At 64.7% G+C, this 25,181-nt stretch carries 22 protein-coding genes; 9 read left to right on the plus strand and 13 right to left on the minus strand.

Annotated elements, in window-relative coordinates; genetic code table 11:
* Positions 1-4: 4 nt before the first annotated feature.
* The 3 genes from IF809_RS04650 to IF809_RS04660 are packed head-to-tail and all read left to right on the plus strand — an operon-like array spanning position 5 to position 2,531.
* Positions 5-1,399: an AtzE family amidohydrolase gene (locus IF809_RS04650; protein ID WP_462836953.1), complete on the plus strand. Its 1,395-nt coding sequence runs from the start codon at positions 5-7 to the stop codon at positions 1,397-1,399.
* Positions 1,400-1,411: 12 nt separating this feature from the next.
* Positions 1,412-1,804, plus strand: coding sequence for an oxalurate catabolism protein HpxZ (hpxZ, locus tag IF809_RS04655; RefSeq protein ID WP_128968923.1), 393 nt, complete (start codon positions 1,412-1,414; stop codon positions 1,802-1,804).
* 4 nt (positions 1,805-1,808) lie between these two features.
* Positions 1,809-2,531 carry a GntR family transcriptional regulator gene (locus IF809_RS04660; protein WP_164938941.1) on the plus strand — a complete coding sequence of 241 codons (723 nt, stop codon included), beginning with the start codon at positions 1,809-1,811 and terminating at the stop codon, positions 2,529-2,531.
* A 147-nt stretch (positions 2,532-2,678) separates the two neighbouring features.
* On the opposite strand, the gene atzF is transcribed toward IF809_RS04660, so the two are convergent.
* Both atzF and IF809_RS04670 read right to left on the minus strand, forming a co-directional pair.
* Positions 2,679-4,484 carry an allophanate hydrolase gene (atzF, locus tag IF809_RS04665; RefSeq protein WP_462836954.1) on the minus strand — a complete coding sequence of 602 codons (1,806 nt, stop codon included), beginning with the start codon at positions 4,482-4,484 and terminating at the stop codon, positions 2,679-2,681.
* Positions 4,485-4,677: 193 nt separating this feature from the next.
* The gene (locus tag IF809_RS04670; protein ID WP_128968920.1) at positions 4,678-5,172 is read right to left on the minus strand and encodes a MarR family winged helix-turn-helix transcriptional regulator; all 495 of its coding nucleotides are present in this window, start codon (positions 5,170-5,172) and stop codon (positions 4,678-4,680) included.
* 151 nt (positions 5,173-5,323) lie between these two features.
* On the opposite strand from IF809_RS04670, the gene IF809_RS04675 reads away from it, so the two are divergent.
* On the plus strand, positions 5,324-7,171 hold the full coding sequence (locus IF809_RS04675) for a feruloyl-CoA synthase (protein WP_462836955.1): 1,848 nt from the start codon (positions 5,324-5,326) through the stop codon (positions 7,169-7,171).
* A gap of 286 nt (positions 7,172-7,457) precedes the next feature.
* On the opposite strand, the gene IF809_RS04680 is transcribed toward IF809_RS04675, so the two are convergent.
* On the minus strand, positions 7,458-7,964 hold the full coding sequence (locus IF809_RS04680) for a MarR family winged helix-turn-helix transcriptional regulator (protein WP_128968918.1): 507 nt from the start codon (positions 7,962-7,964) through the stop codon (positions 7,458-7,460).
* Between the two features lie 83 nt (positions 7,965-8,047).
* Between IF809_RS04680 and IF809_RS04685 the strand changes: the two genes are divergently transcribed.
* From IF809_RS04685 to IF809_RS04700, 4 genes are all read left to right on the plus strand, one after another.
* A complete protein-coding gene (locus IF809_RS04685; RefSeq protein WP_462836956.1) occupies positions 8,048-9,256 on the plus strand; it encodes a cytochrome P450 in 1,209 nt (402 codons plus the stop codon).
* A gap of 12 nt (positions 9,257-9,268) precedes the next feature.
* A complete protein-coding gene (locus IF809_RS04690) occupies positions 9,269-9,592 on the plus strand; it encodes a 2Fe-2S iron-sulfur cluster-binding protein (RefSeq protein ID WP_453980973.1) in 324 nt (107 codons plus the stop codon).
* Between the two features lie 54 nt (positions 9,593-9,646).
* On the plus strand, positions 9,647-10,858 hold the full coding sequence (locus tag IF809_RS04695; RefSeq protein ID WP_128969515.1) for an ABC transporter substrate-binding protein: 1,212 nt from the start codon (positions 9,647-9,649) through the stop codon (positions 10,856-10,858).
* A gap of 145 nt (positions 10,859-11,003) precedes the next feature.
* Positions 11,004-12,674 carry a tannase/feruloyl esterase family alpha/beta hydrolase gene (locus tag IF809_RS04700; protein ID WP_244659474.1) on the plus strand — a complete coding sequence of 557 codons (1,671 nt, stop codon included), beginning with the start codon at positions 11,004-11,006 and terminating at the stop codon, positions 12,672-12,674.
* 85 nt (positions 12,675-12,759) lie between these two features.
* Here the strand turns inward: IF809_RS04700 and IF809_RS04705 are convergent, their stop codons facing one another.
* The gene (locus tag IF809_RS04705) at positions 12,760-14,025 is read right to left on the minus strand and encodes an NAD(P)/FAD-dependent oxidoreductase (protein WP_462836957.1); all 1,266 of its coding nucleotides are present in this window, start codon (positions 14,023-14,025) and stop codon (positions 12,760-12,762) included.
* Between the two features lie 302 nt (positions 14,026-14,327).
* On the opposite strand from IF809_RS04705, the gene IF809_RS04710 reads away from it, so the two are divergent.
* A complete protein-coding gene (locus IF809_RS04710; protein ID WP_462836958.1) occupies positions 14,328-15,500 on the plus strand; it encodes an ABC transporter substrate-binding protein in 1,173 nt (390 codons plus the stop codon).
* Positions 15,501-15,602: 102 nt separating this feature from the next.
* Here IF809_RS04710 and IF809_RS04715 read toward each other — a convergent pair whose 3' ends face one another.
* From IF809_RS04715 to IF809_RS04755, 9 genes are all read right to left on the minus strand, one after another.
* Complete coding sequence (locus tag IF809_RS04715; RefSeq protein WP_128968912.1) at positions 15,603-17,474, minus strand: bifunctional sugar phosphate isomerase/epimerase/4-hydroxyphenylpyruvate dioxygenase family protein; 1,872 nt, start codon at positions 17,472-17,474, stop codon at positions 15,603-15,605.
* Positions 17,471-18,529, minus strand: a complete 1,059-nt coding sequence (locus IF809_RS04720; RefSeq protein ID WP_462836959.1) for a Gfo/Idh/MocA family protein — start codon at positions 18,527-18,529, stop codon at positions 17,471-17,473. Before IF809_RS04720 ends, IF809_RS04715 begins: the two co-directional genes overlap by 4 nt.
* Complete coding sequence (locus IF809_RS04725) at positions 18,526-19,263, minus strand: ABC transporter ATP-binding protein (RefSeq protein WP_462836960.1); 738 nt, start codon at positions 19,261-19,263, stop codon at positions 18,526-18,528. Before IF809_RS04725 ends, IF809_RS04720 begins: the two co-directional genes overlap by 4 nt.
* 3 nt (positions 19,264-19,266) lie before the next feature.
* Entirely contained in the window at positions 19,267-20,010 is a 744-nt protein-coding gene (locus IF809_RS04730; RefSeq protein WP_462836961.1) for an ABC transporter ATP-binding protein, read from the minus strand.
* The gene (locus IF809_RS04735; RefSeq protein WP_462836962.1) at positions 20,007-21,005 is read right to left on the minus strand and encodes a branched-chain amino acid ABC transporter permease; all 999 of its coding nucleotides are present in this window, start codon (positions 21,003-21,005) and stop codon (positions 20,007-20,009) included. The genes IF809_RS04730 and IF809_RS04735 overlap by 4 nt, the downstream gene beginning before the upstream one ends.
* Entirely contained in the window at positions 21,002-21,877 is an 876-nt protein-coding gene (locus IF809_RS04740) for a branched-chain amino acid ABC transporter permease (protein ID WP_128968907.1), read from the minus strand. Before IF809_RS04740 ends, IF809_RS04735 begins: the two co-directional genes overlap by 4 nt.
* A 100-nt stretch (positions 21,878-21,977) precedes the next feature.
* Positions 21,978-23,108: an ABC transporter substrate-binding protein gene (locus IF809_RS04745; protein WP_462836963.1), complete on the minus strand. Its 1,131-nt coding sequence runs from the start codon at positions 23,106-23,108 to the stop codon at positions 21,978-21,980.
* Positions 23,109-23,166: 58 nt separating this feature from the next.
* The gene (locus tag IF809_RS04750; RefSeq protein WP_462836964.1) at positions 23,167-24,045 is read right to left on the minus strand and encodes a shikimate dehydrogenase; all 879 of its coding nucleotides are present in this window, start codon (positions 24,043-24,045) and stop codon (positions 23,167-23,169) included.
* Between the two features lie 130 nt (positions 24,046-24,175).
* The gene (locus tag IF809_RS04755) at positions 24,176-25,114 is read right to left on the minus strand and encodes a LysR family transcriptional regulator (RefSeq protein ID WP_128968904.1); all 939 of its coding nucleotides are present in this window, start codon (positions 25,112-25,114) and stop codon (positions 24,176-24,178) included.
* Positions 25,115-25,181: the final 67 nt, after the last annotated feature.

A 25,181-nucleotide genomic window follows, 5' to 3' on the forward strand; every position in this document is an offset into this window, starting at 1 on the left:
TGCCATGACCAGCAAGCCTGAGATGACGGCCGCCGACATCGCGAAAGCGGTGAGCGGGGGCAAGATGTCCGCGCTCGATGCCACCGAGGCCGCGCTCGCGCGCATCAAGCAACACGACACCATCCTTAATTCCTTCACCGATGTTACCGCCGATCGTGCCCGTGCGAAAGCGCGCGCCATCGATGCCGACATCGCCGCCGGCAAGACCGTCGGCCCGCTCGCCGGCGTGCCCTTCGCGGTGAAGAATCTGTTCGACGTTGCGGGTCTGCCGACCCGCGCCGGTTCGAAGATAAACCGCGACCTCGCGCCCGCCATGCGCGACGCCACGTTGATTGAGCGCATGGAGTTAGCCGGGGCCGTTCTCGTCGGCGCACTCAACATGGGCGAATACGCCTACGATTTCACAGGCGAGAACGTTCACGACGGCCCCTCGCGCAATCCGCATGATACGACGCGGATGACCGGCGGCTCCTCCGGCGGCTCAGGCAGCGCCGTCGGCGGCGCGCTGGTTCCGATTGCGCTCGGCTCGGACACCAACGGCTCTATCCGCGTGCCCTCCTCGTTCTGCGGCATTTTTGGTTTGAAGCCGACCTATGGCCGGCTGTCACGGGCACGCTCGTTCCCGTTCGTGGCGAGCCTCGATCATCTCGGGCCGTTCGCACGCGATGTCACCGATCTCGCGCTCGCCTATGACGCGATGCAGGGGCCCGATACCGACGATGCTGCCTGCACCACGCGCGGCCTCGAGCCGACGCTGCCGCTGATCGCCAATCCGATCTCGGATCTGCGCATCGCGATCGCAGACGGTCACTTTCAGAAGAACGTGTTTCCCGAAGCTGTCGAAGCCGTCAGTCGTGTCGCCAAGGCGCTTGGCGCGACCAAGGTCGTCGACGTGCCCGAAGCCTCGCGGGCTCGCGCAGCCGCTTACGTCATCACCACCACTGAAGGTGCCTCGCTGCATCTCGATCGACTGCGCAAGCGCCCGAACGATTTTGATCCCGCCGTGCGCGACCGGCTGATCGCCGGCGCCATGGTGCCGGCCGCACTGGTCGACCGCGCGCAGAAATTTCGCCGCTGGTATCGCGCGCAGCTCGCCGAGATATTCAAATCCGTCGACGTGCTGATCGCGCCCGCAACACCATGCACCGCGCCAAAGCTCGGCCAGGTGAATTTCAATCTCGACGGCGTCGAGCTGCCGTTGCGTGCCAATATCGGTATCCACACCCAGCCGATCTCGTTCGTCGGCCTGCCCGTGGTCGCGGTGCCGGTGCCGCTCGAGCCGCTGCCGATCGGTGTGCAGATCATAGCAGCACCCTGGCGCGAGGACATTGCGCTCCGCGTCGCCTACGCATTGGAAAAGATGGGTGTCGTCGCCGCGCCCAGCCCAAGGGGACTTTAAGAGGAATTCGAGATGGAGATCGATCTCCCCGACGTGATCGCGGAAGTCAAAGCCGCGTTCGAGCGCTATGAGCAGGCCCTCATCAGCAACGACGTCGCCGTGCTCGGCGAGCTCTTCCGCAACGATCCCCGTACGCTGCGCTACGGCATCGGCGAGAATCTTTATGGCTATGAGGCGATCTCCGGCTTCCGCGCCGGCCGCTCGCCGGTCGGTCTCATCAGGCGCACGGCCAAGACGGTGATCTCGAGCTATGGCCGCGACACGGCGGTCGCCTCCACGCTGTTCTACCGCGATACGGCACCCGGCAAGGTCGGCCGACAGATGCAGACCTGGATTCGCTTCCCGGAGGGCTGGCGCGTCGTCGCTGCCCATGTCAGCATCATCGACGAGCCGAAAGAGATCTGACTGCATGTCGCTTGATGATTTTCCGTCCGGGACCCTGCCGGCTGAGCCGGTGGTGCCCCGCGTCGACCGTGCTTCGCCATCGGTGCAGAAGATCACGCGTGCCGAGGAGCTGCGTCTTCAGCTTGCCGACGAGATCGTGCGCGGAGCTCTCGCACCGGGCGCGCCGCTGGACGAGACCGAGATCGCGCGGCGCTTCAGCGTCTCACGCACGCCGGTGCGCGAAGCGCTGCGCCAATTGGTCGCGAGCGGCCTGGTCGAGGCGCGCCCCCATCGCGGCGCGGTGGTGGCGCAACCGTCGATCGAGCGGCTGACAGGCATGTTCGAGGCGATGGCGGAGCTGGAAGCGCTGTGCGCAGGCCTTGCCGCCGAACGCATGTCTGCGGCGGAGCGTCACGGGCTCGAAGCGATCCACGAAGAGCTGCGCGTTCTCAGCTACGCCGGCAATCCCGATCGCTTCCACGAGGTCAACGAGCGCTTCCACAATGCGATCTATGCGGGATCGCAGAACGGCTACATCGCCGAGATCACGCTGGCGACCCGCGTGCGCGTGCAACCGTTCCGCCGCGCCCAGTTTCGCAATCTCGGCCGTCTCGCCAAGTCGCAAGCCGAGCACGACCGCGTCGTCGTCGCCATCATGCGCGGTGACAAGCAGGGCGCCGCCGCCGCGATGCGCGCGCATATCGAGCTGGTGCGCGGGGAATACGAGATCTACGCGGTGTCGGTGTGAGGCTACACGTGTGTCCCGGACGCGGTGCACGCGCAGCGCTGCTCCGCAGCGCCGGGACCCATCTATCCATTCCGCAAGTCGCTTCATGGGTCCCGGTTCAGCAGCGCATCACTGCGTGATGCACTGCGCCCCGGGACACGAGATTGTTTACGTCTTTGCGACTTCAGCCATATACTTCCGCCAACCACCATACGCCGTGATGTCGCGCGCCTGGCTCAGCACCTCCGGCTCGACGATAAAGCCCTTCACGTCGCGGCCATCTGCGAGCCTGATTGTCCCGATCGCCATCGGTGCAGGAATCGCGTTGACGAACTTGCCGAACGCCGCCGCCGACAGCGACCAGATCTCCAGCTCGATCGATGCGCCGTTGCCCGCTTCAACGCGCAGCAGGCCCGGCTTCGGCGGCGTGGTTTTCAGCGCATAGAGCTTGTAGTCCGGTGCGGTCCTTGCTGCCTCGATCAGCGTTGCGTTCAGCGCCTTCAATTCGCTGTTCAGCGCCATCCCGGAGAGATGGGCGCCGACCACGGCGATCGGGATGTCGTCGCTGCTGCTTGCGGGAGGTGTCACGGGCGGTGCTTGCACCACGCCCTTCGCGCCAAGCGTCAGCCCGGTATCCGCATGGAACACGCGGCCTAGACTCGCAAGCATCGCGTCGCGTCCCGCCGGCGCCAGCAGCGTGATGCCGAACGGAATGCCGTCCGCGCGCATCGAGGCCGGCACCGCGAGGCCGCAGAGATCGAGCAGGTTGACGAAATTGGTGTAGGTGCCGAGCCGGCTGTTGAGCTCGATCGGATTGGCCAGCACCTGCGCTGTCGTGTAGGTCGTCGGTGCCGTCGGCAGCACCAGCGCGTCGACATTCGCGAACGTCCGTTCGGCGATCTTGCGCAGCCCCTGGAGGCGATAAAGCGCGGAGAAGGTTTCGGCCGCCGTCAGCCGCGCGCCAGCCGCGGTGATCTCGCGCGTGATGGGATGAATCGCATCAGGGGCCGAGGCCAAGAGATTCTTGATCACGAGGTAGCGCTCGGCGACCCAGGGTCCTTCATAGAGCAGCCGCGCCGTCTCGTACAACGGCTCGAGGTCGAACTCGACCAGCGTGGCGCCCAGCGCGGTCCAGCGCTTCAGGGCTTCGCCGTAATCGGCCTCCGAATTCTTGTCGCCGAAGAAGATCAGCTGTCCATCGCGCGGCACGCCGAGGCGCAGATTCGTCGGGAACGGCGTGGTTGCACCCAGCGGCCGGTCGCGCGAGAATGGATCGGCCTGGTCCGGGCCTGCCATCACGGAGAGCGCGAGCGCGGCGTCGTCCACCGTCAGCGCAAACACCGAGATGCAATCGAGCGTGCGGCAGGCCGGCACGAGGCCAGCGGTCGAGATCATGCCGAGGCTCGGCTTCAGCCCGACGATGTTGTTGAGCATCGCCGGCACGCGGCCTGAGCCGGCGGTGTCGGTGCCGAGCGACAGCGGCACCAGGCCCGCACCGACCGCCACCGCGGAGCCCGAGCTGGAGCCGCCGGGAATGAGATCCTCGCGAAGCGAATTTTTGGGAATGCCATAGGGTGACCGGACGCCGACGAGACCGGTAGCGAACTGGTCGAGATTGGTCTTGCCGATGATGATCGCGCCGGCCGCGCGCAGCCGCTCGACCGCGGTCGAGTCGTGCATCGGCATGTAGGAGAAAGCCGGGCAGGCCGCCGTGGTCGCAAAGCCCAGCGCGTCGATATTGTCTTTCACCGCAACCGGTACGCCATAGAGCGGCAGGCTCGCCGCATCCTTTTCGGCGAGCTTCTCGGCTTCCGCGATCGCGTCCCTCTCGTCGCGCAGGCTGATGAAGATGGCTGGATCGTTGTGGTCTCGGATGCGCTGGTAGGTCCGCGCGACCGTCTGCGCCGGCGTCACCGTACCCGCGCGATGCGCGGCTACGATCGCAGCGATCGTTTCAGGCTGCTCAGCCCCCATGGCGATAAAACTCCGGCAACGTGTCTCACCCGCATTGAAGCAAGCGATGTGCCATTGTGTACATTATCCGGGCAGGCGCGGTGCCGCGGATACTATCGCAAGATCAGTGCCTTGGGCGATGCACTGACCGGCGAGCAGGCGGCCGGATCAGAGCCCTGTCCTGGGCATTTGCCCAAATCATGGGCAGCTCGGATCAGCTGAAGCCAGCAAGGATCTGAAGCAGGCGCTCCCGGTTCGCCTTACCAATCTTGTCTTCGACATGCCGCTCGTGCTCGGCAGCCAGCCGCTTGAACTTGGCAAGCGCCGTCTCGCCCTGCGCGGTGAGGTGAAGCGCGTGCGAGCGCCGGTCGGCCTTCGACTTGATCCGCTTCACCAGCTTGCGCTGCTCCAGGCTGTCGAGCAGATGCACCAGCCGGGCGCGCTCGATGCCAAGGCGTTTTGCCACCGCCATCTGCGACAGGCCCGGATTGGCGCCGATTACGGTCAGCACCGAATATTGCGTGGGCCTGATGTCGACCTCGCTGAGCGTCCTGATGAAGTCCTGGAAGATCCAGATCTGGAAGCGCCGCACCGCGTAGCCGGCATGCCCGACCAGCGCGTCGAGGCCAATCTCGTCCGCGTCGATCTGCGGCCTCAGGCCGTTGCTTTTTCGTTTGCGCGGGGAAGTTCGGGTTGCGGTGGTTGTCACATCGCTTCTCCTGTTGGGCGACCTTAGCGACTCGAGGTCCGAAGCGGAAGATTGTTGTTGACGACAACAATTGTCCTGCCCAACATTATGGCCAAGGCGGCCCGGAACGAGGCTGCGGCCGATCCGGGCGTCCGGGGGCGAGGAGGAAATCATGATGACCGCCACCCGCGGTGAGGCTTCGAGCCTGTTCGCAACGCCCAGGACCGTCGCGGAGCATCGCACGGACGGCAGCATCGTGCTGCGCTCTCCCGAGCCTTTGCGCGACAGCGCGCGCTGCGTCGGCGATTGGCTGGAGCAATGGGCACGGCAAGCGCCGGACAAGGTCTTCCTCGCCGAGCGCGATAGCGCCGACACGCCCTGGGCGACTGTGACTTACGCAGGAGCCTTGCGGCGGGTGCGCGCAGCGGCGTCCTGGATCCTGGCGCACCGGCTCAGCGCGGAACACCCGGTTGTCATTCTCTCGGACAACAGCATCGACCACGCGCTGCTCGCGCTTGCCGCACAGCATGTCGGCGTACCTTCAGCCGCGATCTCACCGGCTTATTCGCTGATATCAAGGGATTACGACAAGCTGAAAAGCATGATCGCGCTGCTTGAGCCCGGCGCGATCTATGTGTCCGGCACCAAGCCGTTTGCTGCGGCCCTCGCTGCGATCAAGCCGCTGCACAAGGCGCAGATCATCAGTGGCAATGCTGACGATGCTGATGCGCTTGCATTCCGGACCATTGCCGCAACGCCGGAAGCGCCGGAGGTCGCATCAGCCTTTGCCGCGGTCACGCCCGACACCGTTGCAAAGTTTCTGTTCACCTCGGGTTCAACAGGCACGCCGAAGGCCGTCATCAACACCCAGCGCATGCTGACCTCCAGCCAGCAGGCCAAGGCGCAGACCTGGACGTTCCTTGAGCGGGGCGACGACCTCGTCATCCTCGACTGGCTGCCGTGGAGCCACACCTTTGGCGCCAACCACAATTTCAACCTCGTGCTGCGCAACGGCGGCTCGCTCTATATCGATGGCGGCAAGCCGGCGCCCGGCCAGTTCGCGACATCGCTCGCCAATCTGAAAAGCGTTATGCCGACGGTCTACTTCAACGTGCCGCGTGGCTTCGACATGCTGATCGCGGCGCTACGCGCTGACGAGGAACTGCGCCACCGCTTCTTCAGCGACGTGAAATTCGCCTTCTATGCCGGCGCCGCGCTGCCGCAGAATCTCTGGGATGCTCTTGAAGAGCTCTCCGTCGAGACCGTCGGCCGCGCGATGCCGATGGTGTCGGCCTGGGGCTCGACCGAAACCTCGCCGTTGGCGACCGATTGTCATTTCCTCGCCGACCGCTCCGGCAATATCGGCGTGCCGATTCCCGGCACCGAGCTGAAGCTCGTCACCTCCGGCGACAAGCTGGAGGTGCGTGTGCGCGGTCCCAACGTGACGCCGGGCTATTGGAAGGCGCCAGAGCTGACCAAGCAGGCGTTCGACGAAGAGGGCTTCTATCTGATCGGCGATGCCGTGAAGCTCGCCGATGTCGAGCGGCCCGAGCGCGGCCTGTTCTTTGACGGCCGCGTGGCGGAGGATTTCAAGCTCAATTCCGGCACCTGGGTCAGCGTTGGGACGCTGCGTGTCGCAGGCATCGCAGCACTTGCGCCGTTCGCGCAAGATATCGTCGTGACCGGCCATGGCGGCGACGAGGTGCGGTTCCTGGTATTTCCGAACATCGCCGCGTGCCGCGCCCACGCCGGTCTGTCCGAAACAGCAAGCGTGAATGATGTGCTGGGGCATGACAAGGTCCGGACCGCGATAGCGCAAGGCCTGGCAAAGCTGAAGCAGCAGAGCGGCAACTCCTCCGGCCACGCCACGCGTGCGCTGCTGCTCGTCGAACCGCCGTCGGTCGACGGCGGCGAGATCACCGACAAGGGCTACATCAACCAGCGCGCCGTGCTGACGCGCCGCGCCGGTGCGGTGGAGCGACTGAACGACGATTCGTCGGCGGAGTGGATCGGCATCTAGCTCGCTTGGCTTACTGGGCCGCGGCTCTGCGGCGCGTCGTTGCCGCGCCTTGTCCGGGACAGGAGGTCTGGTGCTCGATTACGCCAGCCAACCTGCCGCAATATCCTGCATGATTATTTTGTTGCCTCGGCAACTAATATGTGCGAACCATTCCGAGTCAGCAATGACGGCGGGCGAACCGCCGCGTCTGATCTTGGAGGAAACAATGCGCGGCAGGAACGGTGCCGTCGGCAAACGCAGGTGCGTGTCAGGAGATGATGCCGGATCGCGCTCGGTGCGCGAGCTGTCACGCGTCTGTGCTGCCGGTCACCGCGTCGAGATTCTCGTGCAGGCGGCGGAGCAGGTCGATCAGCACCTCGCGCTCGTCCTTGCTGAGGCAGGACAACAGGCGTCGCTCGCGCTCGAACGCCGCCACGATGACCCTGTCATGGGTAGCGCGCCCTTTCGTCGTCAGCGCGATCGAATGGGTGCGGCCATCGTTGGGGTCGGTGCGGATCGAGACCAGCCCGCGATTCTCCAAGCTTGCCAGCGTTCGGCTCACCGGGCCCTTGTCGAAGCCGATGACTTGGCAAATGCGCGAGGCGGGAATGCCGGGCTCGATTGCCAGCAGCGACATGATCCGCCATTCCGTGACGTTGACGCCGAATTCCCGCTGATAAAATGCGGTCGCGCTGTTCGAAAGCTTGTTGGCGATGAAGGTGATGAAGGCCGGAACGTACCGGTCGAGGTCAAGCGTCGGCCCGCTCTCGGCAGGTGCGGGTTTCTGACGGGCTTTGGTCGAAGACGGTGGCATATCGGCCTTGTGACTCGCGGCGTGTCCGCAGACCTAAAGGCAAGCGCCGTCCTTTCACAAGATCAAAATGAGGGAGGTGTCCAATGAGCGCATCCGGCTCGGCCGCATCAGGCGTCCCGCATCTCGACGTCGATCCGTTCGCCATGGACTTTTTCGCTGACCCCTATCCAAGCCACGAGCGACTGCGCGAGGCGGGGCCGGTGGTCTATCTCGACCAATGGAACGTCTATGGCGTGGCACGCTATGCGGAAGTGCATGCCGTGCTGAATGATCCCGCGACCTTCTGCTCCAGTCGCGGCGTCGGCCTGTCCGACTTCAAGAAGGAGACGCCGTGGCGACCGCCAAGCCTGATTCTTGAGGCCGATCCGCCCGCGCACACCCGTACTCGCGCCGTGCTGTCGAAAGTGTTGTCGCCGAGTGTGATGAAGCAGGTGCGTGACCGCTTTGCGGCGGCGGCGGAGGAGCGCGTCGACGTCCTGCTGGAGCAGCGCAGCTTCGATGCGGTTGCCGACCTCGCCGAAGCCTATCCGCTCTCGATCTTTCCCGATGCGCTCGGCCTGAAACCCGAGGGACGCGAGCATCTCATTCCCTATGCGAGCGTCGTATTCAACGCCTTCGGCCCGCCCAATGAACTGCGCCAGGAGGCGATCGCGCGCTCGGCACCGCATCAGGCCTATGTCGCCAAGCAGTGTCAGCGCGAGAATCTTGCGCCGGGCGGCTTCGGTGCCTGCATCCATGCTCAGGTCGACGAAGGCGCGATCACCGCGACCGAGGCGCCGCTGCTGGTGCGCTCGCTGCTGTCGGCCGGCCTCGACACGACGGTCAACGGCATCGGCGCCGCGCTCTATTGCCTCGCGCGCTTCCCGGAGCAATGGCAGCGCCTGCGCGGTGATATCACGCTGGCGCGCAACGCCTTCGAGGAGGCCGTCCGGTTCGAAAGCCCGGTGCAGACCTTCTTCCGCACCACGACGCGCGAGGTCGAGCTGTCGGGCGCGCGCATCGGCGAGGGCGAGAAGGTGCTGATGTTCCTTGCCGCGGCCAACCGCGATCCGCGCCGCTGGGAGAGGCCTGACAGTTACGACATTACCCGCCGCACGTCCGGGCATGTCGGCTTTGGCTCGGGCATCCACATGTGCGTCGGCCAGCTCGTGGCGCGCCTCGAGGGCGAAGTGATGCTGACCGCCCTGGCGCGACGCATCGCGTCCATCGAGATCACGGGCGAGCCGAAGCGCCGCTTCAACAACACGCTGCGCGGGCTCGACAGCCTGCCTGTCACCATCACCCCGGCCTGACAAGGAACCCCGATGCCGACGATCAGCTTCATCCACCGCGACAGCAATTCCGAGCGCGTCGAGGTCTCAGACGGGGAAAGCGCCATGCAGGCAGCCACCCGCCACGGCCTCGACGGCATCCTGGCCGAATGCGGCGGCAACGCCATGTGCGCGACCTGTCACGTCTATGTCGACGATGCCTGGGTCGCGCGCCTGCCCGCGATGGCCGAGGACGAGGACGCGCTGCTCGAGGGCGCCGCGGCCGAGCGGCTGCCGAACAGTCGGCTGTCCTGCCAGATCAAGATCACGCCCGAGCTCGACGGACTCGTGCTGAGGCTGCCGGAGCGCCAGGTCTGAAATTCCAGCCGCGGCGGCAACGACCGGCGGGCAAATCAAACAGGGGAGGTAATGATGAAAGTTCTGCGGTGGACGCTCGCGCTCGCGGCAAGCCTGGTGAGTGGCATGGCGAATGCCGAGATCTCCGACAATGTCGTGCGCGTCGGCGTGCTCAACGACATCTCCGGAATTTTTCAGGACACCAATGGCATGGGCTCGGTGGAGGCTGCGCGCATGGCGGCGGAGGATTTCAACGGCGGCGGTAAGGGCATCAAGGTCGAGATCGTCTATGCCGACCACCAGAACAAGGCCGATGTCGGCAATGCCATCGCGCGCAAATGGCTCGACGTCGAAGGCGTCGATGCCATCGTCGACGTGCCGAACTCGGCCGTCGGCCTTTCCATCAACACGCTGCTGCGCGGCAGCCGCATGACCTTCCTGGCATCCTCGACCGCAAGCGCCGATCTCACCGGCAAGGCCTGCTCGCCCAATACAATCCAATGGGTCAACGATACCTGGGCGACCGGCAACACCACCGCAGCCGCGATGATGTCGCGCGGCGGCAAGGACTGGTATTTCCTCACAGTCGACTACGCGCTCGGCAAAGGCATCGAGACGGAAGCGCAGAAATATATCGAGAGCCACGGCGGCAAGGTGCTCGGCTCGTCGAAGCATCCGCTCGGCACGGCGGACTTCGCCTCCTTCCTGTTGCAGGCGCAGAATTCCAAAGCGGAGGTGATCGGCCTTGCCAACGCTGGCGGCGACACCATCAACGCCGTGAAGCAGGCGGCCGAGTTCGGCGTTCAGCAGGGTGGCCAGAAGCTGGTTGCGTTCCTGCTCTTCATCAACGACATCCACGGCATGGGCATCAAGGTCGCGCAGGGCCTCCAGCTGATGGAGGCCTTCTACTGGGACATGAACGACGACACCCGTGCCTTCGCAAAACGCTTCGCCGGGCGCCCCGGCATGAACGGCAAGATGCCGAGCGGCAACCAGGCCGGCGTTTATGCGTCCACGCTCGCTTTTCTCAACGCGGTCGCTGCCACCGGCAGCGACAATGCGAGGGATGTCGTGCCGGAGATGAAGAAATTCAAAGGCAGGGACAAACTGTTCGGCGACACCGCGATCCGCCAGGACGGCCGCGTCGTGCATCCGATGTATTTGTTCGAGGTGAAGAAGCCGGAGGAGTCGAAATATCCCTACGACTATTACAAGCTGGTCTCGACGATTCCCGCCGACCAGGCGTTCCGCACATTGGCGGAGGGCGGATGCGAGCTGGTCAAGTAGAAGGTCTTCTGCCCCGACGCTGGTCCCCCATAGCGCGGCAGAGCCGGTGCGTCCCGGACGCGAGCTCAAGCACTTGCCAAAGTACGAAATGGAGGTAATGATTATAACATATAACTAATAGGGAGGGTCCGTCGTGAGGATTGGCTTGATATCATCCGCTGCGCTGGCCGCGCTTCTGGGATCGACCGCGCTGGCTCGCGCCGACGGCGAGGCCTGCTCGCCTGTCACCACGGCGTCGCTTGGCATTTCCGGCATTGAGATTACCGGGTCCAAAACGCAAGACGCGGCCAATGGTCTCCCCAGGCATTGCATCGTGACGGGCCTTGCCAACCAGCGCACCGGGGTCGACGGGAAATCCTACGCGATTGGGTTCGAGATGCGGCTGCCGGCCGAGTGGAACGGCCGCTTCCTGCATCAGGTGAATGGCGGAAATGACGGCGTGGTCGTGCCCGCTCTTGGCAGCCTGCCCGACGGGGCGTCATCCGGCGGCACCGTGCCCCTGGCGCGAGGCTTTGCCGTGCTGTCGTCGGACAGCGGCCATTCCGGCGCAGACCCCGCGAACAAGTCGCTGGGCCTGACTGCGGGCGCGGCGTTCGGCCTCGATCCGCAGGCGCGCCGCGACTATGGCTATGCCGCCGACATGACGCTGTCACCGGTCGCAAAGCAAATCATTGCCGTGCATTACGGACGCAAGCCGGATCGCTCCTATATGGCGGGATGCTCGAACGGCGGGCGTCACGCCATGGTGGCGGCGTCGCGCATGCCGGAAAATTACGACGGCTTCCTCGTCGGCAATCCGGGCTTCGACCTGCCGCGCGCTGCGATCCAGCATGCCTGGGACGTGCAGGCCTTTCTGAAAGTCGATCCCGATCTGCGCAAGTCCATCACCAAGGAGGACGCTCAGCTCGTTTCCTCGCGCATTACGGAGGCCTGCGATGGGCTCGATGGCGTCAAGGACGGACTGACGGCCAATCTCGCCGCCTGTCAGAAGGCGTTCGACCTCAAGAGCCTGATCTGTGCGCCGGGGCAGAACAGCGCCTGTTTGTCCGAAGCCAAGGTCGATGCCCTGAAGACGAGCCTCGCTGGACCGAAGAATTCGAAAGGTGAGGCGCTCTACTCAAACTGGCCCCTCGATGGCGGAATCGGCACCGGCAATTGGCGCACCTGGAAGGTCGAGAGCCCCATCGCGCCCTGGAACAATTATCCGATCATCGCCACCATGGGCGCAGCGTCGCTGAACTACATCTTCTCGACGCCGCCGGTCGCGGTCGAAGGCAGCAACGAGAAGCTGGTTGAGGCATTGAAGGCCTATGACTTCGACAAGGACGCGCCGAAGATTTTCGCCAAGGACGCGACCTTCACGGAATCGGCCATGGACTTCATGACGCCGCCCGACGTCGATGATCCCCAGCTCGCATCGCTGCAGAAGTCCGGCGGCAAGATGCTGGTCTATCATGGTCAGGCCGATCCGGTGTTCTCGGTGAACGACACCATCCGCTGGTACGACCGGTTGAACAAGAACCTGCAGGGGCACGCCGACAGCGTCGCGCGCCTGTTCACGATACCCGGCGAAACGCATTGTGGCGGCGGCGTCACCCTCGACAAGTTCGATGCACTCACCGCACTGACCGACTGGGTGGAGAAGGGCAAGGCACCCGAGCGCATCATCGCGTCTGCCAGTCCCGCCAACAAGGAAGTCCCCGCGTCCTGGAGCCCGGGGCGCACGCGGCCGCTGTGCCCGTATCCGAGCTACGCGGCGTATTCCGGGCAGGGCGACAGCGAGGACGCCGCGAATTTCGTCTGCAAGACGCCGTAGCGCGTCGCGGCATCGGCATCGTCGTGCCCCGGACGCAGCGTCGCGACATCAATGCCGCGCCGCGTCCGGGAGGTGAGGGTGACTGTCATCCCACCACCTTGCTGCTGCCCTGCGTGATCAATCGCGCGGCCCGCTGGTCTCTCGCATAGATCCACAGCCAGCTCAGCGCGACGCTGAGACGGTGCCGGAGGCCGATCAGGAAGTAGATGTGGGCGATGCCCCAGATCCACCATGCGATCGTTCCGCGCAATTTCACCTTGCCGAAATCGATCACCGCGAGCCGCTTGCCGATCTGCGCGAGGCTGCCGGCGTGCTTGTAACGGAATGGACCCTTGCTCTCACCGCGCAGCCGCGCCCTGATGGTCTCGGCGACGTGGCGGCCCTGCTGCTTTGCGGCCGGTGCGATGCCCGGGACCGGCTTGCCCTCCCAGGCGTTGATGCTCACGGTGTCACCGATCGCAAAAATCTCGGGATGGCCGGGAATGCTGAGATCGTCGTTCACTTGCACGCGCCCGGCGCGATCGCTTGGCGCGCCCAGCCATTCGGCGGCCGGTGAGGCACGCACGCCGGCAGCCCAGATCCGCGTCTTGGCCTCGAGCAACTTGCCGCCGAACACGACGCCCTCGCGGTTGATCTCGGTGACGGCTTGGCCGAGCACGACCTCGACGCCGATCTTTTCGAGCGAGGCCTGCGCATAGGCGGAGAGATCGTCGGGGAAGCCCGCCAGCACGCGCGGGCCGGCCTCGATCAGCACCACGCGCGCTTTGTGGGTGTCGATGTTGCGGAAGTCGGCGGGCAGCGTGTGATGCGCCATCTCGGCGATGGTGCCGGCGAGCTCGACGCCCGTGGGGCCGGCGCCGACAATGACGAAGGTCAGCCGGGCGGCGCGCCGCGCTGGATCAGTCTCGCGTTCGGCGCGCTCGAATGCCACCAGGATGTGACGACGCAGCGTGGTTGCGTCCTCCAGCGTCTTCAGGCCTGGCGCCCACGTCTCCCACTCGTCATGACCGAAATAAGCGTGACGCGCGCCGGTGGCGAGCACCAGCGTGTCGTACGGCACCTCGCTGCCGTCGTCGATCAGGACGCGGCGCCTGTCCGTGTCGACGCCACTGACGGTCGCAAATAGCGTCGTGACCTCGCGCCGGTCGCGCATGAGATGGCGGATCGGCCAGGCGATCTCGCTGGTGGCGAGGGAGGCGGTCGCAACCTGGTAGAGCAGCGGCTGAAATAGATGATGGTTGCGGCGGTCGATCAGGGTGATCTCGACCGGCGCCCCTGCGAGCCGGTAGGTCGTCTCCAGTCCGCCGAAGCCGGCCCCGACGATGACGACGCGATGGGGATTTGCGGCCATGATGCATCCTCGAATCTCGCTGCTTCACTCACTTATTTAAGTGCGGATTGGGTGCCGTGGTCCAATAGCCGTCATCAATGACGGAATAGGCTTGGCGTATCGATATTCGCCGCGCAAAAGCGCCGCAGGCTTGAACGAAGTAAGTAGAATTATATTTCTTGCCATCCCCGTTTAGGGCGAAATATGGTGCAGAGGCGGGCGCTGACCCATTGGCGGCGCGACAGATTTTGCGTTCAATAGAGACAGACCCGGGAGCGGCGATCACCCCGTTTCCGGGATCCATAATAGGGAGGGGAGTTGTTATGAGGACGGCATTCTGGCTGGCGGGCGCAGCGGCGCTGGTGCTGGCGAGCCCGGCATTCGCCGGCGACACCATCAAGATCGGTTTCGTCTCGACCTTCAGCGGCCCGACCGCCGTGATCGGCAACGACATGCGCAACTCGTTCGAGCTCGCGCTCGATCATCTCGGGCGCAAGATGGGCGGCAAGCCGGTCGAGGTGATCTACGAGGACGACGGCCAGAAGCCCGATGTCGGCAAGCAGAAGACCGAGAAGCTGGTGCAGTCCGACAAGGTCGATTTCCTCGTCGGCTATATCTGGTCGAACGTGCTGCTCGCCTCGCTCAAGACCGCGGTGGACTCGCAGACCTTCATGATCTCGGCCAATGCCGGTCCGTCGCAGCTCGCGGGCGAGTTGTGCTCGAAATACGTTTTCTCGACCTCGTGGCAGAACGACCAGACGCCCGCCGCCGTGGGCCTTTACATGAACTCGAACGGCGTCAAGAGCGTGTTCCTGATCGGCCCGAACTATGCCGCCGGCAAGGACATGCTCGCGGGTCTCAAGAGCACGTTCAAGGGCGAGATCAAGGGCGAGGAATACACGGTCTGGCCGAGCCAGCTCGATTTCTCCGCCGAGCTCTCCAAGGCGCGCGCCTCCGGAGCCGAATCGATCTTCGTGTTCTATCCGGGCGCCGCCGGTGTGCAGTTCCTCAACCAATACGCGCAGGCTGGCCTGAAGAGCACGATGCCGCTCTACACCGCCTTCACCATCGACGAGCTGTCGCTGCCGCTCCAGAAGGAGAATGCGCTCGGCGTTCCCGGCGCGCAGGAGTGGGTCAACGATCTCCCCAACGAGCAGAACAAGCGCTTCGTCGCCGACTATCGCAACAAGTACACCGGTCTCCGCCCGACCTATTACGGCGCGCAGGCCTATGACGCCGCGCAGCTCATCAACAGCGCGGTGGTCGCCGCCGGCGGCGACACGTCGAAGAAGGATGCGATGAAGGCCGAGATGGAGAAGGCCAACTTCAAGTCGCTGCGCGGCGCGTTCAAGTACGGCAACAACCACATCCCGATCCAGAATTTCTATCTGCAGGACGTAGTGAAAGGCGCCGGTGGCGAGCTTTCGCTGAAAACCGTCGCCACCATCGTCACCGATGACCAGGACCGCTTCCACGACAAGTGCCCGATGAAGTGAGGTCTTCTCCCTCTTCCCGCGTTTGTCCGTCGAAGCTTCAGCGAAGGCAGATGCGGGGAGAGGGGCTCTCAGTTCTCCCGCAATGACGACGTGGATAGAGCGCTACACCCGTGGCATGCTCGCCGGCCGCACCTCGCGGGCCTGCGCCGCGAGCCTGATGCCGGCATTGGCTGCGCCAAACCCCTGATAGCTCCTGCGCTCGACGATCTCGAAGAAGAAGCGCTCGTCGAAAATATGGGTGTAGACCTGGAAGAATTCGCTGTCGCCCTCGCGGTCGTACAGGATGTGGTTGGCGCGGAGCTGCGCCATGACATCGGGCGCGAGGTCGTATTTGGCTTCGACGTCGTCGTAATAATTATCGGGAATATCGAGAAAGCCCGCGCCGCGGGCGCGCATCGCGGCGACGGTGGCGAAGATGTCTTTGCAAGCAAACGCGACGTGCTGCACGCCTGAGCCGAAAAACTCCGAGATGAAGCGGGCCGGCAGCGTGCGATTGGCGGAGGAGCCGTTGAGCACGAAGCGCAGGCTCTGGTCGCCATTGATGACAGCCTGGCTCTGCACGAGGCCTCTGGGGTCGGCGATCTCGATCTGCGGCAGCCGCTTCAGGTCGAGGATGCCGGTGTAGAACAGCAGCCAGGACAACATCTCGTCGTAGGGCATCGACTGCGCGATGTGGTCGACCGCGAGCAGCGCATCGCCACTGGCGTCGCTTGCGATAGATGCGAAATCCGTGTCCCAGTTCTTGCCGGCCTGATCGAGGAAGTAGAGCAGGCTGCCGCCGACGCCGTGGATCGCGGGAATTTCCAGCTCGCCCGGTCCGACCGGCTGATAGAAGGTGCGCGCCTTCAGCGTCTCGGCCCGCTGCATGGCAAGGCCGGCATTGTCCACGTCGAGCGCGATGGCGCAGACGCCGGGGCCATGCGTGACATAGTGCGAATGCGCAAAGCCGTCGGTCTCCGAATTGATCACCAGCTCGACCTTGCCCTGCGACCAGCGCTCCACCGCCTTGCTGCGATGCTTACCGGTCTTCCGGAAGCCGAGCTGTGAAAACAGATGCGCGAGCTCGCCGGCCTTGGTCTCGTTGACGGCGAACTCGATGAAGCCGGTGCCGCGGCTCTTGGCCTTCGGCGCCAGCGGCTCGCCGACGAGCTTCGGCCAGTCCGGAGCAAGTTGGTCTTGCAGCAGGATCAGCGAGCGCAGTCCGTCGAGCGCGGTCTGTGCAGCCGAGCCGGCGCGGAATTGGTCGTTGAAGATTTCCAGCGACCACGGGCCGGAATAGCCGGTCGCGGCGATCGCCTGCATGAATGCGCCGACCGGCAGGTCGCCCTGGCCGGGGAACGAGCGGAAGTGCCGGCTCCACGACAGGATGTCGAGCTCAAGCTTCGGTGCGTCGGCGAGCTGCACCAGAAAGATCTTGTCGCCTGGGATCGAGGCCATCGCGCGGGTCGGAAAGCCCGGCGCCAGGGCATGAAAGCTGTCGAGGATGACGCCGATCGCCGGATGATCGGCGCGCCGTACGATCTCCCAGGCATCGCGGTAATCGTTGACGTGGCGGCCCCAGGCCAGCGCCTCATAGCCGACGCGCAAGCCGCGCTTGGCGGCGAGATCGCCGAGCTCACGAAAATCATCGGCGGCGCGGTCGATGCCGCCGAGCGAGGCGGGCGACACGTTGGAACAGATCAGCAGCAGATCGGTGCCGAGTTCCTGCATCAGATCGAACTTGCGCATCGCGCGGGCAAAGTTGCGCGAGCGCTGCGGCTCCGGCATGCCCTCGAAATCGCGGAACGGCTGGAACGCGCAGATCTCGAGATTGAGGTCCTTGCAGAGCTTTGCGATCTCGCGCGGGCCCGCGCCGAACGACAGCAGATCGTTCTCGAAGATCTCGACCGCCTCGAAACCGGCCGACGCGATGGCACGGAGCTTTTCGTCCAGCGCCCCGGAGAGAGAGACGGTTGCGATCGAACGCTTGTTCATGCTGCCTGCTCCATTAACCGGCCCGGCGATATCTTTTGACCCGTGCGTGCCGCCTCGCTGACGGCTTCGACGACCGCGAGCGTGCCCATCGCATCCTCCACCGGGATCAGTGGTTGTTCCCGACCCGCGATCACGGCAATGAAATGCCGGAGCTGCTCGGCCAGCGGATCGAGTGCCGCCGGCGCGATCGCCTCGCGCGACAGCGGCATATACCAGCCGGGCTGCTGGGCGTAGGACCAAAGCTCCATGTTCGGCACGGCCAGCGAGCCCGCGGTGCCGGAGAAGAAGTAACAAGGCTGGCCCTGCTTCGGATACGCAGCGTTCTCGCCCGAGGAGAGCTCCCAACTCCACGGCGCCGGCGTCGTATCCGACACGGTCACCGTTGCCAGCGCGCCGCCGGCGAAGCGCAGCAGCAGGGCGGCGGTATCCTCGACGGTGAACCCGCGCGCCTCGTTCGAGGTCATCGCCTGCACCTCGGTGATCTCCCCGCAGATGAAACGAAGATTGTCGATGTCGTGAATGAGGTTGATGAGCAGCGGGCCCCCGCCGTGCTCACGCCGCCAGGCCACGTTGAAGTAATCATCGGGCTTCTTCAGCAGCCATAGTCCGGCCACGGCCGTGAGCCGGCCGAGCTTGCCGTTCGCCACGGTCTCGCGCGCGGCCTTGATGATCGGATTGTGGCGGCGGTGATGGCCGACCAGCATCGGCACGCCGGTCCGCCTGACCGCCGCACACAGGCGCTGCGCGGCGGCGACCGTGTCGGTCACCGGCTTCTCGATCAGTGCAGGCACGCCGGCCTGCGCGCAGTCGAGCGCCATCTGCAGATGCAGTGCGTTCGGGGAGGCGACGACCATGCCATCAGGTTTTTCCTGCTCCAGCAGGGCCCGATGATCTGCGTACCATCCGACGCCGCAGGCTCCAGCAAGCTCCATGGCCGCTGGCGCGGGGTCGGCGATGCCGGCGAGCACGCAGTTCGGCGAAGCGTCGATCAACTCCAGATGGCGGCGCCCGATCAGGCCGGCGCCGGCAACGGCGATGCGCAGGGGCGCGTTCATGCCGCGCTCTCCTCCATGGCGCCGCCGAGGAAGAGCTGGCCGATCCTGGGATCATTCAAGATGCGCTCGGCCTTGTCGACCATGCGGGTCTGGCCGAGCTCGAGCACGATGCCGATATCGGAGATCTCCAGCGCCGAGCGCGCGTTCTGCTCGATCATCAGGATGGTGACGCCGCGGTCACGCAGGCTCTTTAGAATATCAAAAGTCTGCTGCACCATCAGCGGCGACAGGCCGATCGAGGGCTCGTCGATCAGCACGAGCTTTGGCTCGAGCAGCAGCGAGCGGGCGATCTCGAGCTGCTTCTGCTCGCCGCCCGACAGCGTCGAGGCCTGCTGCGCGGCCTTGCGGCGCAGCGCCGGGAACAGGTCGAGCGCGGCCTCGATCCGCGTCGGCAGGTCGATGCCTTTTCCGGCCGCGACGCCGCCGAGTTCGATGTTGTGGCGCACCGAGAGCTCGGGAAAGATGTTACGACCCTGCGGCACGTAGCAGATGCCGGCATTGAGCAGCGCGCGTTGGCTCAAGTTCGTCACGTCGCGGCCGGCGAAACTGATCTTGCCCTCGCGCAACTTCAACAGGCCGAAGATCGCCTTGAACACCGTAGACTTGCCGGCGCCGTTCGGGCCGATGATCGTGGTGATGGTCGCTGGCGGCACCGAGAACGTCGTGCCGTTCAGGATCGTCATCTTGCCGTAGCCGCCGACGAGGTTGTGAACCGAGAGGATGGGATCGGTCATCGTTTAATGTCCCAAATAGGCTTCGATCACGGCCGGATTTTTGCGGACCTCGTCCGGCCGCCCCATCGCCAGCACCTTGCCTTCCGCCATCACCATCACGCGCGAGCACAGCGACATCACGAACTCCATGTTGTGCTCGATCACGACGAAGGTGGCATTCTTCTCGCGATTGATCGCGACCAGCCGCTCCTTCAGGTCAGACAGCATCGTCGGGTTGACGCCGCCGGCGGGCTCGTCGAGCAGCACCAGGCGCGGGCCGCCCATGAAGGCCATGGCGGCATCGAGCAGCTTTTGCTGCCCATAGGAGAGGCCGCCGGCAGGCTCGGCTGCGAGATGATCGAGCTTGAAGAAACCGATCATCTGGTTGGCGGCATCCGTCAGCCCGGCGTCGGAGCGGCCGATCAGGCGCGAGGCCATGTTGCCCTGGTGCTCCTGCCCGGCGAGGATCAGGTTCTCGCGCACCGAGAGCTTTGGGAAGACCTGAAGGAGCTGGAAGGTGCGGCTGACGCCGAGCTTGTTCAGCTCCGACGGGCGCAAGCCGGTGACCACCTTGCCGTCGAGCTTGACCTCGCCGTCCGTCGGCGTGAGCTGACCAAGGATGCAATTGAACAGGGTTGACTTGCCGCAGCCGTTCGGGCCGATCAGGCCAAGGATCTCGCCCTCCCGCACGTCGAAGGACACGCCGTCGACGGCGCTGATGCCACCGAAGTTCTTCTTGATGTTGGTGACTTCGAGCACCGCGCTCATTGTGCCGTCTCCAGGCGGGACTTTGCGACGGCGCGCAGCGCCGAGGCCGCCTTGGTGCGCCGTGCGGCAAGGTAACGGTCGAGGATCCCGAGAATGCCGGTCGGCGACCAGACCAGCAGTCCCATCACCGCGATCGCGTAGAGCATCAGATAATAGCCTTCGGTGAAGCGCAGCCATTCCGGCAGCAGCACCGCGATCATCGCCCCCAGGAAGGGACCGAAATAGAAGCCGGCGCCGCCGACGATCACCATCATCAGCAGATCAAGCGAGAGCTGCAGGTTGAAGGGAACAGGGTCGATGTATTGCGTCAGCGGCGCATAGAGCGCGCCGGCGACGCCGCCGAGCGCCGAGCCGATCGCGAACGCCATCAATGTGTAGCGGCGGGTGTCGATGCCGAGCGATTGCGCGCGCAGCGGGTTCTCGCGCAGTGCCATGAAGGCGCGGCCCCAGGGCGAGCGGATCAGCCACCAGACCGCCACAGACACCATCGCGAGCGAGCCGAGGCAGACATAGTAGAACGGCAGCGGCTTGTTGGTTGCGATTCCGAAGATGTGTGGGCGCGGAATGTTGGAGATGCCGTAGATGCCGCCGGTGAGCCAGCTCTCGTTGCGGAACACCAGGAACGCCAGGGTCGAGAAAGCCAGCGTGACGAAGGCGAGGTAGTGGTGCTGCACGCGCAGCGCGGGATAGCCGAGCACCCAGCCGACGCCGAAGCTCAAGACGATCGCAATCAGGATGGCGACCGGCAGGGGCCAGCCATGCGTCGTCATGATGGCGGCTGCATAAGCCCCTATGCCGACGAAAGCGCCCTGCGCCAGCGAGACCTGTCCGGCATAGCCGAGCGTGAGGTTGAGCCCCATCGCGGCGATCGTCATCACCGCCCACTGGCTCAGGATGAACAGACCGTAGCGATTGAAGTTCATGGGAATGACGATCAGGCCGCCGATGACGATGAGCCCGAGCGCGATCTTCAGGGGTTTGGCAAAACCGCTCATACCGTGCGCTCCTCGGCGCGGCCGAGCAGTCCTTGCGGCCGGAACAGGATGACGACGATGAGGAAGATCATCGGCACTGCGGCGCGATACTGGGTCGAGACGTAGGCGGCCGCCAGGTTGTCGAGCACGCCGATCAACAAGCCGCCGGCGATCGCGCCGCGGACCTGGTTGAAGCCCCCGACGATCGCCGCGATGAAGGCCGCCTGGCCGAGCACTTCACCGGAGGAGAATTTGGCCAGATAGATCGGCGTGATCAGCAGCGAGGCCAACGCGACCAGGAAGGCGTTGATCAGGAAGGTCAGCAGGATCATGCGCTCGACGGGAACGCCGATGATGCGTGCCACGGTCGGGTTCTGGGCTGCCGCCTGCATCTGATGGCCGAGCGAGGTGCGGTTGAGCAACGCGGTCAGGCCGAACACGGCGAGGATCGCGACGACGAGGACGCCGATGCTTTGCAGCGAGACGACGTGTCCGAGCACAGTGATGTCGCCGGTGGGCACGATCGACGGGAAGGGCGAAGCCTCCGCGCTGAAGAACTGTTTCACGGCTTCCTTGATGCCGATCGCCAGCGCCATGGTCGCGATCGCCAGCGGCAGCACGCCATGGCGCATCATCGGATCGACCAGCAGCATCTTGAAGGCGAAGCCGAGCAGGACCATCGAGAGCAGGATGCCGAGGATGATCGCGAGCCAGAACGGTGCGCCGACATGCATCGCCGCCAGCATCAGAAACGCCGGCAGCATCACGAACTCGCCTTGCGCGAAATTGATGGTCTGCGAGGTCTGCCACAACAGGGTGAACCCAACTGCGACCAGTGCATAGATCGCGCCGGTGGCCAGTCCCGCGACCAGAAGATCGAACAGATTGGACATGGGTCTTCTTTGATCGTTGGAGCTCGAGTAACTTGACGCCCATTCAGGTCTATCGCTCCCTCTCCCCGCGAAGAGCAGGGAGAGGAAGAAGGTCAGAGCCTCACTTCAGCTTGGGCAGCACCTGCTTCACCACCTGCTTGCCTTCGACGACCTCGACCAGGAAGCTCTGGCGATCGATGTCCCCGTTCTGATCGAAGGTGACGTCCATCAGAATGCCCGGTTCGTCCGCAGCCTTGATGGTCAGGCCGTGCAGCGTGTCGGCGAAGGCCTTGGAATCGACCTTGCCCATCTTCTCGGTGGTGGCCTTTACCATGTAGACGGCGAGATAGCCCTTCAGTCCGTTGTGGTCGGGGACATAATTGTACTTCTTCGAGAAGCGCTCGCGAAAACCCTTGATCAGGTCGACCGGCGCATCGGTGGTGAGGCCGACATGGCCGCGGGCGCCGTTGGCGGCATCGCCGGCAAGCTCGATCACCTTCTGGCCGATCAGCGTGGTCTCGCCCATCAGCGGCGCAGTGACGCCCTGGCGCTTCAGCTCCTTGAGGATGCGCGCGCTCTCTTCCTCGTTGAGATAGATGAAGACGGCGTCAGGATTGGCCGCCTTGATCTTGCCGACATCGGCGGCGAAATCGGCCTGGCCCGCCTCGGTGGAGAGATCGGCCACGACCTTGGTGCCACGAGCTTCGAGGTCCTTGATGATGACGTCGCGGCCGCCCTTGCCGAAATCGTTGTTGACCCAGACGACTGCGACCGTCTTCGCCTTCATGTCGTCGTGGATGTATTTTGCGACTTTCGGCATCGACGACTGCTGGCCGAACGAGGTGCGGAACAGGAACTTGTTGCCGGCCTGCGTCAGCTCGGCGGCTTCGCCGCCCATGATCTGCGTGATGCCGGCTTCAGCGGCGAGCGGGGCGGTCACCTTCACCGAGCCGGAATAGCCGGGTCCGAGCAGCACATAGGGCTCGGCGTCGAGCGCCTTCTGCACCTGGGCGCGGGCAACGCCCGGGTTCGATTGCGAGTCGGCGTGGGTGACCTCGAGCTTGCGGCCGAGCACGCCGCCCTTGGCGTTGATCTCCTCGATCGCGAGGTCGATGCCGTTCTTCCAGTTGGTGCCGACGGTGGCGCCGCCGCCCGAGAGCTCGGCGACGTCGGCGAGCTTGATCGCCTGGGCGTGGACGCCGGTTGCAGTCGCGAAGGCCAGCAGGGCGCCTGCCAATAGTGTGGATTTCATCTCATTCCTCCCTTTCGATGTTCGGTTCTGGTGGCGGCCTTGTATCCGACCGCTTCGGTTACGCTGCGTAATAGGCAGAGCTTCTTGCCGCCATCACCTCGTCAAAAGCCTCTCCCATGACTTGGGTCGACGGGGCAAGGCCGGTGAACAGCTCGAACGCGTCAGCCGCCTGGTAGATCGCGAGCTCTCGCCCGGTCATGATCCGCGCGCCCTTGGCTCGGGCTGCGGTCAGCAGCGGCGTGATCAGCGGCGAATAGACGGCGTCGGCGACCCACAGGTTTTCGCGCAGCAGCGAGGCCGGCACGGGGGTATCGCGGTTCGGCAGCATGCCGACCGGCGTGCCGTTGACGAGGCCGGTTGCTCCGTCGAGCGCGTCCTTGACGCTTCCGGCCACCCGCGCGCCGCCATGCCGGGCCAGCAGCGCGGCGAGCTTTTCGGCGCGGGCCGGCTCGCTGTCGAAGATACGGAGGTCGGCCACTTTCAGGCTCGCCAGCGCAAAGGCGATCGCCTTGCCGACGCCGCCGGTGCCGATCACGGCGACCGCGTTCCCCGTGGGCGCCAGCAGCGGCGCGACGGCACGTGCAAAACCCGTGGTGTCGGTGTTGTGGCCGATCAGCCTGTTATCCCTGACGACGATCGTGTTGACCGCGCCCATTGCGGCTGCACCCGGTGCCAATTCGTCGAGCAGCGGCACCACCGCTTCCTTGTAGGGAAATGTGACGTTGACGCCGGCAAAGCCGAGGCGCCGCACGCCCTCCAGCATCATGCGGAGCCCGGCCGCGTCCGCGCCGGCGACCTCGATGAGCTGATAATGGCCGCGCAGGCCGAGGGCCTCAGCGGCGTGCTCATGCATGGCGGGGGAGGCGGAATGCGCGATCGGCGCGCCGATCAGGCCGGTGAGGAGCTTTTTGCTGGCGGCGTATCCGCGTTTTGACATGGTTCGCTATCGTCTGGTGGGCGCATTCGGACCCAGCATGAGTGGAGAAATCCGCGTTATTCCAAGGGCGACGATAATCATTCCCCCGGCTAACACAATTACCCTTTTGTCCCGCAAACCTAACGTCATGTTATTTCTTCCGTCCGCGCCCCGCAGCAGCCTTGCCGTTGCCGCGGGAAGGCTCGACCGCGCGCATCTCGGCGCGAAGGGATTCGATGAAATACTCGACATGCAGCGACAGCGGCGCGCCACGCTTGACCGCAATGTAGGTGTCGAAACGGGTCGGCTCGGTGATCTTCAGGAGTTCGATCCCGGGATAGCCGCCATGAGCCACCGTGAACTGGTCGATGATGGCGATGCCGAGCCCCGCCTTCACCAGCGCGCAGACCGTGGTGCCGAAGCGGGCGCGGATGGTGATGTTGTAGTCGAGCCGGTTGCGCGCAAAGATCTCGGCCATGATCCTGCCGTAGGGATCGTTCGGATCGATCCCGATCAATGGATAGCGGGTGATCTCGGCGGCCGAGACCTGCTTGCGGCCGGCGAGTTCGTGGCCGGGCGGTACGATGCAATAGAGTTCGCCGGAGGCGAGCGGCATGAAGTCGAGTCCGGAGTGCTCCAGCCGGTAGCTCATCGCGACGCACTCGCCGCGGCCGAGCATGAGATAGTCGATCGCTTCCTCGAGCTTGAGGATATTGATGTCGATGCCGAGATCGGGATAGCGGCGGCGCACGCGCTCGATCGCGCGCGGCACCATCACCTGCGAGATGCTCGGCACCGAGCCGATGCGCAGCTCGGACAACCCGCCGCGCCCGATCTTGGAGATGATCTCGGAGAGATCGTCGACCTTCTTGTAGACGCCGTTGATCTGCTCGAAAATGTTCTCGGCTTCCGGCGTCGGGAAGTAGCGGCCGTTCTGGCGCTGGAAGAAGCGGATGCCGAGCGAACGCTCGGTGTATTTGACCAGCCGGCTGATGCCCGGGGCCGACACGTTCAGCAGCTTGGCCGCGCCGCCAATGGTGCCCGTCACCATCACGGCACGGATCACTTCAACCTGTCGCAGCGTCATCATGGTCCTGGCATCCGAAAGACGATCGTGGCGACGATCATCTCACGACAGCCGTCATGTCATCCAGCGG

The organism is Bradyrhizobium sp. UFLA06-24, from assembly GCF_054967145.1.